This is a genomic window from Clostridium sp. HBUAS56017, from assembly GCF_007115085.1.
GTDB lineage: Bacteria > Bacillota > Clostridia > Clostridiales > Clostridiaceae > Clostridium > Clostridium cibarium.
The window spans coordinates 16859-33061 of the sequence record NZ_SULK01000024.1; the positions used below are offsets into that span (position 1 = coordinate 16859).

The window sequence follows — 16203 nt, forward strand, 5'->3', positions numbered from 1 at the left end:
AAATATTAAGAATTAACTTTATCAGCTAATACCTTTTTACCTCCATCAACTTTAATGACAGTGGCACTTTTAACAGCATTTCTTTCACTATTAAATTTAATGTTACCTGTAACACTATCTAATTCCATGCTAGCTAAAGCATCTCTAATAGCAGCACCATCTGTTTTACCAGCTTTCTCAATAGCCTTAACTAAAAGTTTTGAAGTATCATAACTAAGAGCTGCGAAAGAATCAGGTTCTTTATTATATTCTTTTTTGTAAGAATCAACAAAGGATTTTACTTCAGAAGATTCATCATTAGAATAATAGTGATTAATATATAAAGCACCATTTACCGCATCTTGTCCAATTTTAGTTAATTCTTCTGATTCCCAACCATCACCACCAAGGAATTGAGATTGTATTCCCATACCTCTAGCTTGTTTAGCTATAAGACCAACAACGTTGTAGTAATCAGGTAATACTATTATGTCAGGATTTAAATTTTTAATTTTTGTTAATTGAGCTTTGAAATCAGTGTCTTTATCGTTGTAAGTGAGAAATTCTCCAACTGTTCCGCCAGCTCCTTCAAACTTATCTTTAAATGTATCAGCTATCCCTTTGGAATAATCTGAACCAGCATTATATAGCACAGCAGCAGTTTTGAATTTTAATTTTTCCGTTGAGTATTTTGCTAACACTTCTCCTTGGAATGAATCTATGAAACATCCTCTAAACATATATTCACCACCAACTTTTGTTATTGTTGGTTCAGTACCTGTTGGGGTAATCATTGGAATTTGTCTTGAAGTTGCATTTGGAGCTACTGCAAGAGTTGCACCAGAAGTTACAGGTCCTAAGATTGCAGAAACTTTTTCATCATCAACTAACTTATTGAAGGCTTGCATCGCTGAATTAGGGTCTGCTTGGTCATCTTCAAATATAAATTTAATTTTTTTGCCATTAATCCCCCCGGCATCATTAACTTCTTTCTCTAATAGTTGAGCTCCCTCTTGTACTGATACACCATATGTTGAAGCTGAACCAGATAATGGTCCAATAGCACCGATTTTAATTACATCTCCATTAGTACCAGTATTATTTCCGCAGCTAACAAGAGCCGTCATTGTTATAACAGAAGCTAAAACTCCTGAAAGTAAAGTTTTTTTCATAAATATTTCCTCCCCTTTATCGCAATATATAAATGATAAAATAACAAATAAAATGAATAAGATTTAATAAATTATCATGAAAATTATATTTATATTATTGATATAATACCATAATGGATAAAGAACTACAATAAAGATATTTAATATTTTGATGAAAAAATAATAAAAAAATCATGAAAACAATACCAACATTAAAAAATAAATCTGGACATGGGGAAGTTTTATATAATGACGAAAGATCATATGAGAGTTTAAACAATAAAGGTAATTTTTTATTACGTTTAAAGCAAAGACAAAAAATTAAACGTTAACTATCTTTAAGTACCAGTCTTAAAATGTTGAAAAAAATCGAAAAGTTAAATATAATTAGTATAAGAATACTTAATAATTAGGTTATTTATAAAAAGTTAAAATGCCTTATTGCATGAATAACATTAAGTGGCTAAAATATTTGGTATAACATTAAAAAGGGGTAGAGGAAGTTATGGAAAATGTAAAAGTTTTAATTGTCGATGATTCACCGTTTCAATTAGCGTTATTAAGAGAGTCTCTTACTGAAAGTGGATTTAATGTTGTTGGAGAGGCGCAATCTTTAGAAGAAGTTATTGAACAAGTTAATAAAGTAAAACCTGATTTAGTAACTATGGATATGACTATTCCAGGAACTGATGGATTTGAATGCACAAGAGAAATTCATAAAATTGATAGCAATATTAAAGTTATAATTGTTAGTTCAATGATGGATGAGGAGTTAATTAAAAAAGCTAAAAGAACATCTGTATCTGGATATATTCAAAAACCTTTTGATTCTGAAGAGTTAGCCTTATTAATTAATAGAATTATGGCTAATGAAGAATTATACTTGGAACTAGAAGGAATTTATTCATCTGTGTTTAAGGAGGCTATATTAGATTTATTTAATAAACTTACTAAGACAGTTCCAGAATTTACAGATGAGAGCAACGTTGATTTGGGTATACATAGTGAAGGTATATCAATAGTAATGGGAATTATAGGAAAATATGCAGGGAGACTAATTTTCGATATGTCATTTGAAACAGCAGGGAAGTTGGCAACTGTATTATTAAAAAGAGAACCTAAAAATAATGAAGAATTGCTTAATGTCATGTCAGAAATAGCTAATATGTTTGCAGGTAATGCATGTTCAATGATAAATAAAAAGAATAAATTATTTGGACTAAGAGTTGCACCACCAACTACATTTCATGGAGAATCAATAAATATTTCAAAGGCTGATTTAGAAAATACTTATTCAGCGCATATTAAATCTCAATTTGGAGATTTATCAATAAATATAGGATTTAAAAGAGGTGAGGGAGAATGGATGTCAATCATTTAAATTCCATTTTAGATGCATTTAATAATGTAATGCCTCAACTTGGTTTTAAAAGTGTTGAAAAAAAAGGAGTTTCTTTAAGAGAAAAATATATAGAAAGTCCAGGGGTAGTTATTATTATTGGGCTTATTGGAGATGTTAAAGGTAACATAATTTATGGAATGAGCGTAGAGGATGCAAAAAAGATTGCATCAACAATGATGATGGGGATGCCAGTAGAGAATTTTGATGAGTTGGCTCAAAGTGCTATTTCAGAACTTATAAATATGTTGACAGCTAATGCTACAACAAATTTCTCTCAATATAATATAATTATTGACATATCTACACCAACACTTATTCAAGGAGAATTTACAGCCAATGCTACATGCGATAAGGTTATATGTGTTAAAATGGGTGTGGATGATGTGGTTATTGATGTAAATATTTCAATTGAAAGCGGTAAAATTTAAACAAAGAGCCTTTCTGATAGGGTTAAAAATAAATTACAAAAAGGAGTCGAAATCAAAAATGATTTCAACTCCTTTTTTATAAGGAAAATAATTTTAATATTTAGGAGGTTGAATAAAAGAAATAATATGCTATACTGTATGGTATACAGTATAGCATTCTGTTTGGGAAAGGAGATGAAATAGATGGGAGAAAAAGATGCAGCAAAGCAAAGGCTAGTCGATGTAACTATTAAAATGATCTGTGAAGGAAAAAAACCAAGTGAGATTACTGTAGCAGATATAACTAAAAAGGCTGAGGTTGGCAATGGAATGGTAAATTATCATTTCCAAAGCAAGGATAATTTAATTCGAGTAGCTGTAAAGAAAGTTATGAGTTGTGCAAGAAAATTATTAGCAGAGAAAATGAAAGCAAAAGAAAATCTTCCTGCTCATGAAAGGTTGGTTTTAATATTAAAAGAATGTATGGATTTTATTGCGAAAAATTCAGAAGTGGCCAAAATTGCAATATTAGATAACCTTGAAAATAATGAAGGAGAATCCCACTTATTAAGTAATGAAGAGTTATATCAAAATTGTCTTAAGGAACTTTATGAAGAAGATACCTATAAACGTTCAGTAAAAAATTATTTGATGGCAAGCTATTTGAATTATATTTTTCTAAAAGCAGAGAGCATAGAGAAAGAAATTGGATTTAATTTTTACAATAAAGATCAAAGAGACAAGGCAATTGACAATTTAGTAAGTGATTTAATAATTAATGATAAGTACGATTGTAAGTAATTAGGGAGAGTGTTAAATATGATGAATGTTAATAATGAAAAATGTATTGGATGTGGACTTTGTGTTAAGGATTGTTTTCCTAGAGATATTGAAATAATTGATGGTAAGGCCAATATTAAAAACGAAGCTTGCTTTAAATGTGGGCACTGCATAGCTATATGTCCAAAAGGTGCGGTATCAACAGACGAATATAATATGGAAGAGGTAAAGGAATATAATCGAGAAGAATTTGATATAGATGCAGAAAGACTGCTAAACTTTATAAAATTCAGAAGAACTGTAAGACAGTTTAAAAATAAAGATGTGGAAGATGAAAAGATTTCTAAGATAATTGAAGCAGGAAGATTCACGCAAACAGGAACAAATGCTCAAGATGTTTCTTATATAGTTGTAAAAGAGAAATTAAATGAATTAAAAGAATTGGCTTTTGAAAGCCTTAATGAACTAGGAACCCATATGCTGGATAATTTAACACCGGAAACTATGAAATTTAAAAGATATGCAGAACTTTGGCAAGTGATGTATAAGGAATATAAGGAAGATCCAATTAAAGGAGATAAACTATTCTTTAATGCTCCGGCAATAATAATAGTTACTGGATCAACAGTTAATGCATCTCTTGCATCATCCAATATGGAGCTTATGACTGATGCACAAGGCCTTGGAACATTCTTTAGTGGATTTTTTGCAATGGCTGCAAAAAACAGTAAAAAGATTGCAGATTTACTAGAGTTAAAGGAAGAAATAGTAACTTGTATGGTTATAGGATACCCAAATGTAACATATCAAAGGACAGTACCTAGGAAAGATGCGAATATATTGTGGAAGTAAAAAAGCATAAAACAATACTTATATAAAAGTTATACTATTAGTGATTATATAAGGAAAGAAAATACGAAGAAGTAGAATTCAATAATATAGTTAGCAGACGAAATATAAAAAAAATTAAAAGACAAAAAGCGACAAAGAAATATTTATTAATAATAGTTTTGTTTCCGCAGAAGTTGAATTGTATTAGAAATGAATAGTGAAAATATAAAATAACCACTGATAAATTTTGAATTGAATTAGAGGTTTTTTGCGAACTTTTCAATAAATCCTTATAGAAACTATAATTATACTTGATTTGAGAAAAAAAGTGAGGTAAAGTTAAGGAGGAATAATAAGTTGATTTATTATTATTTGTTGAAGTTTTCGTGGGAAACAACTATGGAATTTAAGTGGGAATTTTGGTTTGTGAAAAATATTAAAAGCTAAGTTATTTAACTTAGCTTTTAATATTTGTATAATATAAGTAAAAATATTTATTTCCGAGGAAATGCTTAGATAGAGGTGTATGTATGTTAAAAAATGATTATATGAAAGAAATTGAAACAACCCTTAAAAACATAAAAGAAGAGGTTGACAAAAGTATATTAAATGGGGAAACAGATACAGCATTTAAGATGATAAATAAAGAAGTGAAAGCTTTAGTGGGATTAGAAGTAGATACAATTAATACCCTAGCATTTTCTGATGTTATTGAGCTAGTGAGAAAAGAGAATCAGTATAATTCAGAAAGATATATAGCTTTTGGAGAGTTACTTTATTTTCAAGGATATCTGTATAATGCTTTAAGTGATGATAGTAGAAAGATAGATTATTATCAAAAATCTTTGGAGAGTTTTTACTGTGCATATATAGAAGAAGAGTATATAGAAAAGAAATATTTAGATGATATTATGAATATAGTTGAAGATTTATCCCAATATGAACTTAGTGTTGAGGATAATGCTAGAATATTTAGATTCTATGAAGTTAGTAATCAGCTAGATAAGGCAGAAGATGTTTTGTTTCATATGATAAAAGATAGTGATAAAGATAAGAACGTTATTTCTAGAGGAATAGAATTCTATAATAGATTGAAGAAGATGGATGAACATGTGTTAGAAGAAGGAAATTTACCTTTAGATGAAGTTATGGATGGGCTAGAAAATTTAAAATCTATGACAGAATAAAAGAAGAATTTCAAAATAGAAAATAAAGTTTACCCTTTGTTAAGGATAATAAAAAAGAGGAAACTTTTTGAGTTGTTCCCTTCATAGCAACAGTTTTATTGTTTTAACTGTCTAATATAAAGGGGGCATATCAATTTGGCAGCTACTATTTAATTGTATTTTTAGTCTCCACATATCTGCTATAGTAGGAAAATAGACAAATAAGCTTGTTAAAAAATTAAACATAAATTTCATCTCTATTGAATAAATAATTTGATTTATCAAAAGCCTCTATATCATGTTTGCCCAATACTTCTAACATTTTATCTATAAAATATTCATTATTTTAAATTAATTTGAAATTCATACAGACTATTTCACAATTTTAATAATTACATATTATTTTCATAATATAATGAACTACCATTCTGCTTATACATCACCTATATATGATTTGGAAAATATGATTCTGATGGATAGCATATATGGTACTAGACTTATCTTCACTATTTATATAGTTATCCACATTCCATCTTTTAATTCACCTATTGAAGCGGAATCTTTACTTGCTTCTTCTCTTATATTTAAATAGACACTACGTAAGTGTATTTTTCCGTGCTATAGTACTACTTGCTCAAACTGTTCATATATAGACGCGCTTGTTGAAGAGATTGTACAGTTCTAACATGTGTAAGGACTTAAAGTTATTAAAGATACTGTTGATACTTTTTTGATATTTTCCTTTAACTTATTCCTGTTCTAGTCTTAGTTTGTTCCATATATATTTATTTTTTAAAGGTAATTGATTATTAGGAAAATATTGTGTATAATTGTAAGCATGTCCACATATTAAAACGCAGTGGATATGTTGAATAAAGGGGGAACTTTAAGTGAAAAAAAGTATTAAAATTTTATTAGGTGCAGTATTAATAAGTACTAATTTAATATCAATAGCCCCAATAAGTGCTTCAGCAGCGGCAATATCTATATCTGAATCTAAGATGATTTCACAAAATCAACCTCCAGTTGGGTATGTTGGAGTTGTATGGTGTACTGGCAATGGGGTATGTATTAGAGATAGTCAAGGTAACGTTGTAGGTTATTTAAATCGTGGAGATAGATTTGACGCTGATTATACAAATAATACTTATTGCGTAGACTGGCGTGATTCAACTGCTACAGGAGTAAGAGTTGCAAAGATATATTTAAGTACAGTACCAGCATAAGTTAAAAATGAAGTTTGTGTGTGGAAAAAATTAATTTTATATAGACAAGAAGAAGGTCAATGATTCTAGATCATTGGCTTTTGTGTTTTAATCAATTGAAAGAAGTAGCTAAAAGTCGCCCAGTATTAAGATTAAAGAACTTACAGATTACTTAAGTTTTTGCATTTCGATAAGTTTTATATTATGGTAAAATTTACATTAATACAATTATAATAGTACATTTATATTTACAGTATTTATTTTTTTAATTTAAGAGGCATTGCTTGAGAATCTCCAAAAGGTGAGATAGTAAATTAACTATCTAATATTTTAATGGATTTAGCAATATAAAAAGATAACGTGAAAAATTTGATGAATCTGAAGGAATTATTAGTATAGTGTATTCATCAAGTAAAGGTGATTTTGTAGCTTTCCTAAATGTTAAAACTGAATTAATTCATAATCAAAAAATGTTGGATTTGGATATTCATTATACATGATTGTATAATAATCAGTTCTGTTTACATATGTTTGAGTGGAATCACTAGGATAAGAAAGCCACTTAAAAATAAAACTTTTATTACCAAAGGAGTTAAATTGATATGAATAAAAAAATAAAAATATTATTAATGTTTTTTACTATATCATTAATTGTAATTTCAATAGGAGTTCCAAATTTTCCATATAAGATTCCAGGAAAACTAGAAAATTCAAACTATGTTGAATTAGAGCTTGCAATAAGTCAATCTACAGGAGGCCCTGGAGTTTTAAGTGGGAATGAAAATATAATTGAATACGGTAAAAAAATGGGCTATAAAAATTTGAACACTAGTGAGGTTAATTTAACTGAAGGAAATCCTATTTATAAAACAATAGTAAGTGGAATGGGATATAGGTATAATGATTATATGAAATATCATTATTTTAGGGTATATGGGGAATTTGAAAGTGAGCCAGATAAGTATGGAGTACTAACATTTAAGGTAGCAGAATGGTACCCTTTGAAAAAGTATGTAGCAATAAAGGATACGATAGAGTGGGATAAATATAAAATAGTAAATAGTATTTTAATTAAATGTAATATTGCTTTATTAATTATAATTATAATAGCAAGCAAAGCTAAAAAATAAATAGTATGTATGAAAAAGCATCTATAGCTTAAGAATTTTAATGTTTAAACTATAAATGCTTTTTGAATTTTAAGATTTAATTAATGGAAAAATCCAAACCCATGTAGAATCAGAAGTTTCATCAGTAGGTTCAGGATAATTATAAGAACCTGTTTGAATATATCCATAAGGGATTCTGTCAATTTTTTTTGTTAAATTTTCAAGTGTTGACTTATTACAAATGTATTCATATGTAGTTTTACGAAAACATGCTTTAACTGAAGAACATCTAAAATGTATAGACCAAGTATATCCAAAACTTTCAAAGAGTTTATTTTCGTCAGGTGTTCCAGTAGCTACATTGCATGAATAAAATTCTGATTTATTATCATAAAAAACATTTTTGTTAAGTTTTGCAATATCTGATGTATAAAATGGAGTATCATCTCCATTAGATAAGGTAGAAAAACATATATCTCCAGGATGACCATGACTAAACATTGTGAATTCTTTAATTAATTGATTTCTAGTATCATTGCCAGATAAAGAACCTGAATTTATATAATTTATAAATTCTTCATTTGAATTAAATATAACTATATTGTAACCAAAGCGATTGGCAGTAGCTTGAAAATGTGCAATATCTGAATCAGTATATTGAAATTTATGAATTAACCATGTATACGTATCCTTAAGCCTTACTGAACCTGATGGAATATTTTTTTTATTTTGATAGTATCCATATAATTTTTTTAAAGCAGTTTCAATAAAGTTATATTTATAACGATTAACTCCATTTTCAACATCTTTTTCTTTACCTGACACAACTATATATTCAAAGCCATTACTTAGTGGAATTAAAGGTGTAGTTGGTGTTGGAATTGATGGAGTAAATGGGTCTGGGATACCTGCCGCATTATTTCCAGGATTCACACTAGATACTCCTAAATCTCTACCAGAACTTATATTATTATCTATTTCTATTAAACCATCACCACTTCCAAGGGATATTGTTGAGATTTGATCTATAGCCCAGTCTTTAGGCAAGGGGTATCCAAGATTTCCGCTAAATCCTGATGACATATCACACACAAAGCTACTACATGAATATCCAGCTTGAGATACTCTACTGCATACATTTCTAGGAGCATATATACCAATTTTATATGTTGTACCAGTTCTTTTAAATACTTGATAAATTTCACTAAAGTAAGGAAGTATTGATGAAGTTACATTTCCATCTAAGGCATCAAAGTCTACTGTAAAGTAGATAATTGCTCCAGAATCAAAACCGAAGCTGCTTGCTGCTGCAATTGCTGCTTTTGCGTCTTTGTTTCCTTGAAGTGCATTAAAGTATGATAATTGGTATCCTCCTGTTTCAAATATAGGGAATACTTTAAGTCCAGCAGCAAAAATAGTCTTTAATTCACTTGATGTCATTTTAAACTTACCAGTAAGGTATCTGCCTACTGATTTATACTTATTTGCTACAAGAGTCTGAGCTCTGGCAGGTGTAATTGAGGTTGCACAATCACACATAGTTCCTTTTCTTAAAGCATCTCCTGTACTTACTAATAAAGATGCCCATGTTTGAGGTCCTGCAATTCCATCAGCATATAGGCAGGTAAACTTTTGAAAATTGGTTACTGCTTTTATAGCTCCATCACCAAATTTTCCATCAAAACCATTTGGATCAAATCCATTGCAATACAAAGCATATTGTAGCAGAAAGATAAATTTAGGATTAGTACTTCTAGTAGGTATTGTTGGACAATTGGCTTTTGTTGCAGGCCCAAATACTCCATTAGGTACAGAAATACCTTCTTCAATTTGTAATGCATAAAGCAAAGCTTTATTAGTTGATCTACCATAAATTCCATCACAAGGGACTAGTCCTATATCTTTTGCAAAGTATTTATTAGCGGAATAGTCACGATTTAAGTTTTGTTGAATTGTACGAATGCCAGAATTACCATAGAATTCACCGTAATTTAACAAAACAAATGCATCCATAGATAATAATGATTTCATTAAAAGTGAATTAACAATTCCTGTTGGATTACTTAATCCAGCATCTGATTGAAGTTTTGTTACAGCATTTTTTGTACCATTTCCAAATGTACCATTGAAACCACCAGGATTATATCCTTTGCAGAATAGGGCTCCTTGTAATATATAAATTTGATTTGCTTTAGTAGATCCAGATGCTAAATTGGCAAAAGCAGCTGTTGTTGCTGGACCAAAATTTCCATTTGGTAAGGATATACCTAGTTCTATTTGCAATGCAGTTGTGAGTCCTTTCATAGTTCCCCATCCAGTTACCCCATCTTCAGAGACTTTAATGTATCCGGATTTTCCTATATATGTTTTGTTTAGCCATTGTTGAGTTTTTAATACTGCTTGATCCATTTGAATCACTCCTTTATTTTTAATTTTCATAATATATAAAGGGGTGATTAGAGTAATTTGTAAACTTAATTTTGAAATAATATTTAAATTAGTTTAATCTTTCTATTAAGAAAACAACAAAAAAGTTGTAAACTACCTGAGTAAAATATTTACGAGCAAGGTACTGTTTAGTGCAATGTATCGAAAGTAATTCAAAAATGTTAATAAGTAAATACATATGTTAAAATGAGTTAAATTGAAATGAAAAAAGGGTTTTAAAAAAATTATCCGTAGTATTAGTGTTAGTTACAAGTAGTTTTTTAGTTAAAGTAGCGAGTGCAAGGAATATTAAATTTATTCTAGTGAGGGCTAAAGGGGAAATATATATAAGATTGTGATCTGAGTAGTTATATTCCTTTACGTGAAGAATAGCAACAAAATTCTAATCAATTACAGATAGAAGAACATATTAAATAACTTGATAATAGGCTTGAATATGTTAAGGAAAGAATCTCAAGAAAAGAGAGGGTTTTTAGAAGAAAAGTAAAAAAAGAGTAGTTTTACTACTCTAATACCACCCAAGAAGTTTCTTTTCAATTATGAGTCTACTCTTATAGGTGGATTTAATTCCTGTTTTGAAATTGCTCTTTTTTATTTCAACTCACCTAAAACTATTTTCTCAACTTTGTTAGGCAAGTCATTTATTTCTTCCTTAGAAAGAGAAGTTACATCAATTGATGGATGAATTTTAACAGTGATTGAAGAAGCTTTAATCTTACTATTATTTGCTTCTAAAACTTTGTAAGTACCATCTATAGTAATTGGGACTATTGGAACTTTTGATTTAAGAGCAAGTTTAAAACTTCCTCCTTTAAAATCACTAGGTTGTCCTCCTTTACTTCTCGTACCTTCAGGAAAAATGACCATAGAATATCCGCTCTTTAGGATATTAATTCCATCAACTATTGCTTCAGCTGATTTACGCATATTATCTCTATCCATAAAGATACATTGCATATATCTCATCCACATGCTTATACCGGGCCATTTAGCAAGTTCCTTCTTAGCTATGAATCCTTTTGGAATATTTATTGAGCTCATTAATAGAGGAATGTCAAAGTAACTTTGGTGATTTGACATAAACAATACCGTTTGGTTTTTTGGAATATTTTCAAGTCCTGTAACAGTAACTTTACATCCACTAAGCTTCATTACAAATTTAGCCCATTTATGAGTGATTCTATGAATAAGTAAAATTCTTTCTTCAGTTCTACCTTTACGTTCCAAATAATTAATTTTAATAGTATTTATAAAAACAACAACTAAACTTATTACTACACTTGGGTAGAATAATAATGATCTTAACATAGTTTTTATCCTTTCTAAATTAAATAGATTAATATAGAATAGTATATTACAAGATAGGAAAGAATTAAAGTAGAAAGAGTTTAGTTATTAAAAACTTAACGATTTGTTAATTTAGAAGTTTTTTATAATATATATGATATAATTGGTTTGCTGCAAATAAGAATTTATGTATTGAGCATAAAGATTTATATTTAATAAGTTAATTAAAAAAAGGAAATTTTAATAATTTATATTAAATATTTAAGAGTATTTTAAGATTAATAAATTAGAATGAATTGTAGGGATATAATAATTAACTTTTAAGAGGAGAGTCTATGGAGTGTAATAATTTGGAAAGTAAGGATGTAGATTGTAATAATTATGATAAGAGCAAATTGATTGGTTTAACAGATACAGAAGTACAGGTAAGAATTAAGAATGGACAGGTAAATACATTGCCAACAGCTCCATCAAGAACAATTTGGCAGATGATAAGAGCGAACTTTTTTAATATTTTCAATGCTCTTAATATTGTACTGGCTGGTATTGTAATAATAGCAGGATCCCCTAAAAACGCAATATTTGCAGCTGTTATTTTAGTTAACAGCATCATTGGGGTGGGGCAAGAACTTAATGCTAAGAAAACACTTGAAAAGTTATCAGTTTTAAGTATGGCTTATGCCAAGGTATTGAGAAATGGTAAGGAAAAAGAAGTATCTATTGAAGATTTGGTTATAGATGATGTAGTTTGTCTATCTAGTGGAGATCAAGTATTGGCAGACTGTGAATTAATTCAAAGTGATGAACTAGAAGTTGATGAATCTATGTTAACTGGTGAGGCTGATCCTGTATATAAAAAATCTGGAGATGAGATATTATCTGGAAGTTTTATAGTTGCTGGAGAAGGTTATGCAAAAATAACTAAAGTAGGTGGAAAAACCTATTCATCAAAGTTAGCAGATGAAGCTAGAAAATTTAAAATAATAAATTCAGAGCTTCAAACATCAATAAGTAAGATAATTAAATTGTTGTTGGCGTTAATAGTTCCACTAGGTATTATTTTAACGACAACACAAATATTTTTTTCTAAAGCAGGATGGAGAGAAGCGCTTATAGGAGTAGTATCTGGTATTGTTGGAATGATACCAGAAGGTTTAGTATTATTAACTAGTGCAACTTTTATAGTTTCAGTAGTAAGGCTTGCAAAATATGATGCATTAGTACAGCAACTATCAGCAACAGAAGTACTAGCTAGAGTAGATGTTCTTTGCGTAGATAAAACTGGGACAATAACAGAAGGAAAGTTAAAACTAGTTGATATTAAAGTTATAGGTAAAATGAAAAAAGAAGTGGTAGACGAAGTATTAGCTGCATTAGTGCATAATCTTCCAAGTAAGAATCCTACTCAAAAGGCCATACTAGAATATTATGATTATGATTCTAATATTGAAATATTAGAAAAGGTACCATTTTCATCTAGAAGGAAGTGGGGAGGAATAATTTTAAAAGGATATGGAACATGGGTGTTAGGTGCACCAGAAATTTTGTTAGGTGATAAGTATGATAACTTTAGTGAACAAGTGGAACAAGAAGCTAAAAAGGGACGAAGAGTTCTATTGCTTGGGAAAGTTAAGCAAATAAGTTTAAAAAAAGGTATTCTAGAACCTGTAGAGGAAGCTGCCATTATATTAATTGAAGATGTTATTAAAGAGGAAGCTCCAGAAGTGTTGAAGTTTTTCAATAAGGAAGGAGTGAATTTAAAGGTTATATCAGGAGATAATCCAGTAACAGTATCTGCAGTAGCTATGAGAGCTGGGGTTGAAGGAGCAGATAGATATGTTGATGCTAGGACATTACCGACTAAAACAGAAGATTTAGTTGAAGTTATTGATGACTATAGCATATTTGGAAGAGTTACACCTCATCAGAAGAAGGATATAATAAAGTCCCTCCAGGCCAAAGGACATACGGTAGCTATGACTGGTGATGGAGTAAATGATGTGCTTGCGCTTAAGGAAGCAGATTGTGGAATAGCAATGGGAAATGGTTCAGAAGCAACAAAAGCAGTGGCTCAACTAGTGCTATTAAATTCTGATTTTGGAGCACTTCCTAAAGTTGTTGCAGAGGGAAGAAAACAAATTAATAATTTGGAAAGGGTGGCTGAACTATTTCTTTCCAAGACAGTATTTTTTGTTAGTTTATCATTAATAATGTCAATTTTATTGTTGCCGTATCCATTGTTACCTATTCAAACATCATTAGTTGGTAGTTGTGCTATTGGAATACCATCATTCTTCTTAGCATTGGAGACATCAAAGGGAAGAGTTAAAAAGGGATTCCTAAAGAGAATTTTAACTGCAAGTATACCTAATGGTATAATTATGGTGTTATTTACTGTTAGTGCTTTTGTAATAACATATTTATCAGGTGCAAGGTTGGAACATTGCAGATCTGTGGCAGTACTTGTGTTTTTAGGAATAAGTTTGGTTATTTTATTAAGAGTAGCACTTCCTTTTACACCATTTAAATTATTTTTGGTGTTAGCTATGATGATTAGTGCAATGATTTGTTATGTTACTCCGATAGGGCAAATAGTATTTAGCTTAACACCAATAACAAGTGGGCAATGGATGTTAGCGGTTGGATTTACAGCACTATCATGGCCTATGTTAGCTATATCAGTGGGAATAGCTAGAAGATTTATAGGGAAAAGAAAAACTCAAGTTATATAAGTAAAATAGCTGCTTTATCTGTTTTTAATATAGAGCAGCTATTTATTATAATTATACTTTCGGTAGAAAATGTTGACATCTATAGGTAAGTATAATAAAATCGTATATGTAATTTAAATAAATATGTCCTCATAGTTCAATGGATAGAATAGTCCCCTCCTAAGGGATAGATGTAGGTTCGATTCCTACTGGGGATACCAAGTGAAATGAAAGAATGGCTCAAGCATTAGGCTTGGGCCATTCTTTCATTTAAGTGTACCTAGAACAAAATGTGATTTGAAAGTGATATTCTTAAGAATATGCTGATAAATTGGCAACTCATAAGTATATAAATAATTCAATCAGGAATACCTTATATTAAAAAGAATAGCAATATGATATAATGTTAAATAAAAAATTAGTAAAATTAGGGAGTGGTTGCAGTTGGATTCTAGCTACGTGAGAGATATCTTTCTGTTAATTATATTATTAATACTATCAGGTTTTTTCTCGATGTCAGAGACAGTTTTAATGTCTTTGAGTAAAATTAGAATTAGACATATGGTAGAAGATGGTGTAAAGGATGCAAAACTTGTACAAACACTTTTAAAAGATCCTAATAGGCTTTTGGAAGTTATGCTAACAGGAAATACTATAGTTAATATAGGAGCAGCTGCATTAGCTGCTACAGTAGCGGCTAAGTTACTTGGTAGTAGTGAATTTAGTGCTGCTATTGCTACTGCAGTCATGACTGTTTTAATTCTTATTTTTGGAGAGATAACGCCAAAGTCTTTGGCAAAGCAAAAGTCAGAAAGTGTATCTTTATTCATAAGTAAGCCAATTAAATTTTTTGTATTCTTTTTTAAACCTCTTATAGCAGCTGTTTCAGGAATATCTTCAATATTCATTAAATTGTTAGGTGGGGATGATCCTAAAGTAGCAGAACAATTTATTACAGAGGAAGAATTAAAAACAATGGTTGGTGTTGGTGAAGAAAAAGGAGTACTTGAAGATGTTGAAAAGGAAATGATATTTAATGTGTTTGAATTTGCAGATATGCAGGTTAGAGATGTTATGATTCAAAGGGTGGATATAGTTGCCCTTGATATAGAAACAACTTACGAGGAAGTTATAAAGACCATTAAAATAGAACAATTTTCAAGAATTCCAGTTTTCAATGAGACTATAGATGATATAGTAGGTATACTGAGTGTTAAAGATTTGATAATCACAGAAGGGACTAGTGAAGAATTTAATATTCAGGATTATGTACGAGAACCTTTTTACACTTTTGAATTTAAGAAGATAACTGAAGTTTTTAAAGAGATGAAGAAAACTAGAAATCAGATTGCTATAGTTTTAGATGAATATGGTGGGACTGTTGGAATTGTAACAATAGAAGATATAATAGAAGAAATAGTTGGAGATATTGAAGATGAATATGATGAAGAAAGTAGTATAATAGAAGTTGTAAAAGAGGGGGAATATATTGTAGATGGAAGTGCAAAAATTCACGAAATTAGCGATTTAATTGGGGTTAATATGGAATCTGACGATCTAGATTCTGTAGGCGGATTAATTATTGAAGAATTAGGGAGAATTCCAGAAAATAAAGAAGAAGTATTTATCAACAACCTCAGATTTGTAGTTGAAGAAATGGAAAAGAATCGTATAAAGAAAGTAAGAATATATACTTAATGACAAGGTAGAAGTTTTATTTGTTATAA

12 protein-coding genes and 1 tRNA gene are annotated in these 16203 nt (G+C 29.8%); 10 read left to right on the forward strand and 3 right to left on the reverse strand.

Going from position 1 to position 16203, the window contains the following annotated elements; genetic code table 11:
- Window positions 1–5: 5 nt before the first annotated feature.
- Window positions 6–1151: an ABC transporter substrate-binding protein gene (locus FAY47_RS16720; RefSeq protein WP_143318076.1), complete on the reverse strand. Its 1146-nt coding sequence runs from the start codon at window positions 1149–1151 to the stop codon at window positions 6–8.
- A gap of 484 nt (window positions 1152–1635) precedes the next feature.
- Here FAY47_RS16720 and FAY47_RS16725 point away from each other — a divergent pair, with 484 nt between their 5' ends.
- From FAY47_RS16725 to FAY47_RS16755, 7 genes are all read left to right on the forward strand, one after another.
- A complete protein-coding gene (locus tag FAY47_RS16725) occupies window positions 1636–2511 on the forward strand; it encodes a response regulator (protein WP_143318077.1) in 876 nt (291 codons plus the stop codon).
- A complete protein-coding gene (locus FAY47_RS16730; RefSeq protein WP_143318078.1) occupies window positions 2493–2960 on the forward strand; it encodes a chemotaxis protein CheX in 468 nt (155 codons plus the stop codon). Before FAY47_RS16725 ends, FAY47_RS16730 begins: the two co-directional genes overlap by 19 nt.
- Window positions 2961–3143: 183 nt before the next feature.
- Window positions 3144–3740, forward strand: a complete 597-nt coding sequence (locus tag FAY47_RS16735; RefSeq protein ID WP_143318079.1) for a TetR family transcriptional regulator — start codon at window positions 3144–3146, stop codon at window positions 3738–3740.
- 18 nt (window positions 3741–3758) lie between these two features.
- Window positions 3759–4571, forward strand: coding sequence for a nitroreductase family protein (locus FAY47_RS16740; RefSeq protein ID WP_143318080.1), 813 nt, complete (start codon window positions 3759–3761; stop codon window positions 4569–4571).
- 509 nt (window positions 4572–5080) lie between these two features.
- Entirely contained in the window at window positions 5081–5737 is a 657-nt protein-coding gene (locus tag FAY47_RS16745) for a DUF6483 family protein (RefSeq protein WP_143318081.1), read from the forward strand.
- 869 nt (window positions 5738–6606) lie between these two features.
- On the forward strand, window positions 6607–6942 hold the full coding sequence (locus FAY47_RS16750; RefSeq protein ID WP_143318082.1) for a hypothetical protein: 336 nt from the start codon (window positions 6607–6609) through the stop codon (window positions 6940–6942).
- Window positions 6943–7523: 581 nt separating this feature from the next.
- Window positions 7524–8051 carry a hypothetical protein gene (locus FAY47_RS16755; RefSeq protein ID WP_143318083.1) on the forward strand — a complete coding sequence of 176 codons (528 nt, stop codon included), beginning with the start codon at window positions 7524–7526 and terminating at the stop codon, window positions 8049–8051.
- A 69-nt stretch (window positions 8052–8120) separates the two neighbouring features.
- Here the strand turns inward: FAY47_RS16755 and FAY47_RS16760 are convergent, their stop codons facing one another.
- Both FAY47_RS16760 and FAY47_RS16765 read right to left on the reverse strand, forming a co-directional pair.
- Complete coding sequence (locus tag FAY47_RS16760) at window positions 8121–10439, reverse strand: glycoside hydrolase domain-containing protein (RefSeq protein ID WP_143318084.1); 2319 nt, start codon at window positions 10437–10439, stop codon at window positions 8121–8123.
- Window positions 10440–11069: 630 nt separating this feature from the next.
- Window positions 11070–11786 (reverse strand): lysophospholipid acyltransferase family protein, encoded by a 717-nt coding sequence (locus tag FAY47_RS16765; RefSeq protein ID WP_143318085.1) that lies wholly within the window; start codon window positions 11784–11786, stop codon window positions 11070–11072.
- A 314-nt stretch (window positions 11787–12100) separates the two neighbouring features.
- Between FAY47_RS16765 and FAY47_RS16770 the strand changes: the two genes are divergently transcribed.
- The 3 genes from FAY47_RS16770 to FAY47_RS16780 all read left to right on the forward strand — a co-directional run bounded on the left by FAY47_RS16770 (window position 12101) and on the right by FAY47_RS16780 (window position 16174).
- Window positions 12101–14497 (forward strand): HAD-IC family P-type ATPase, encoded by a 2397-nt coding sequence (locus FAY47_RS16770; protein WP_143318086.1) that lies wholly within the window; start codon window positions 12101–12103, stop codon window positions 14495–14497.
- A gap of 125 nt (window positions 14498–14622) precedes the next feature.
- Window positions 14623–14697 (forward strand) — tRNA-Arg (locus FAY47_RS16775).
- Between the two features lie 223 nt (window positions 14698–14920).
- Window positions 14921–16174, forward strand: a complete 1254-nt coding sequence (locus FAY47_RS16780) for a hemolysin family protein (RefSeq protein ID WP_143318087.1) — start codon at window positions 14921–14923, stop codon at window positions 16172–16174.
- Window positions 16175–16203: the final 29 nt, after the last annotated feature.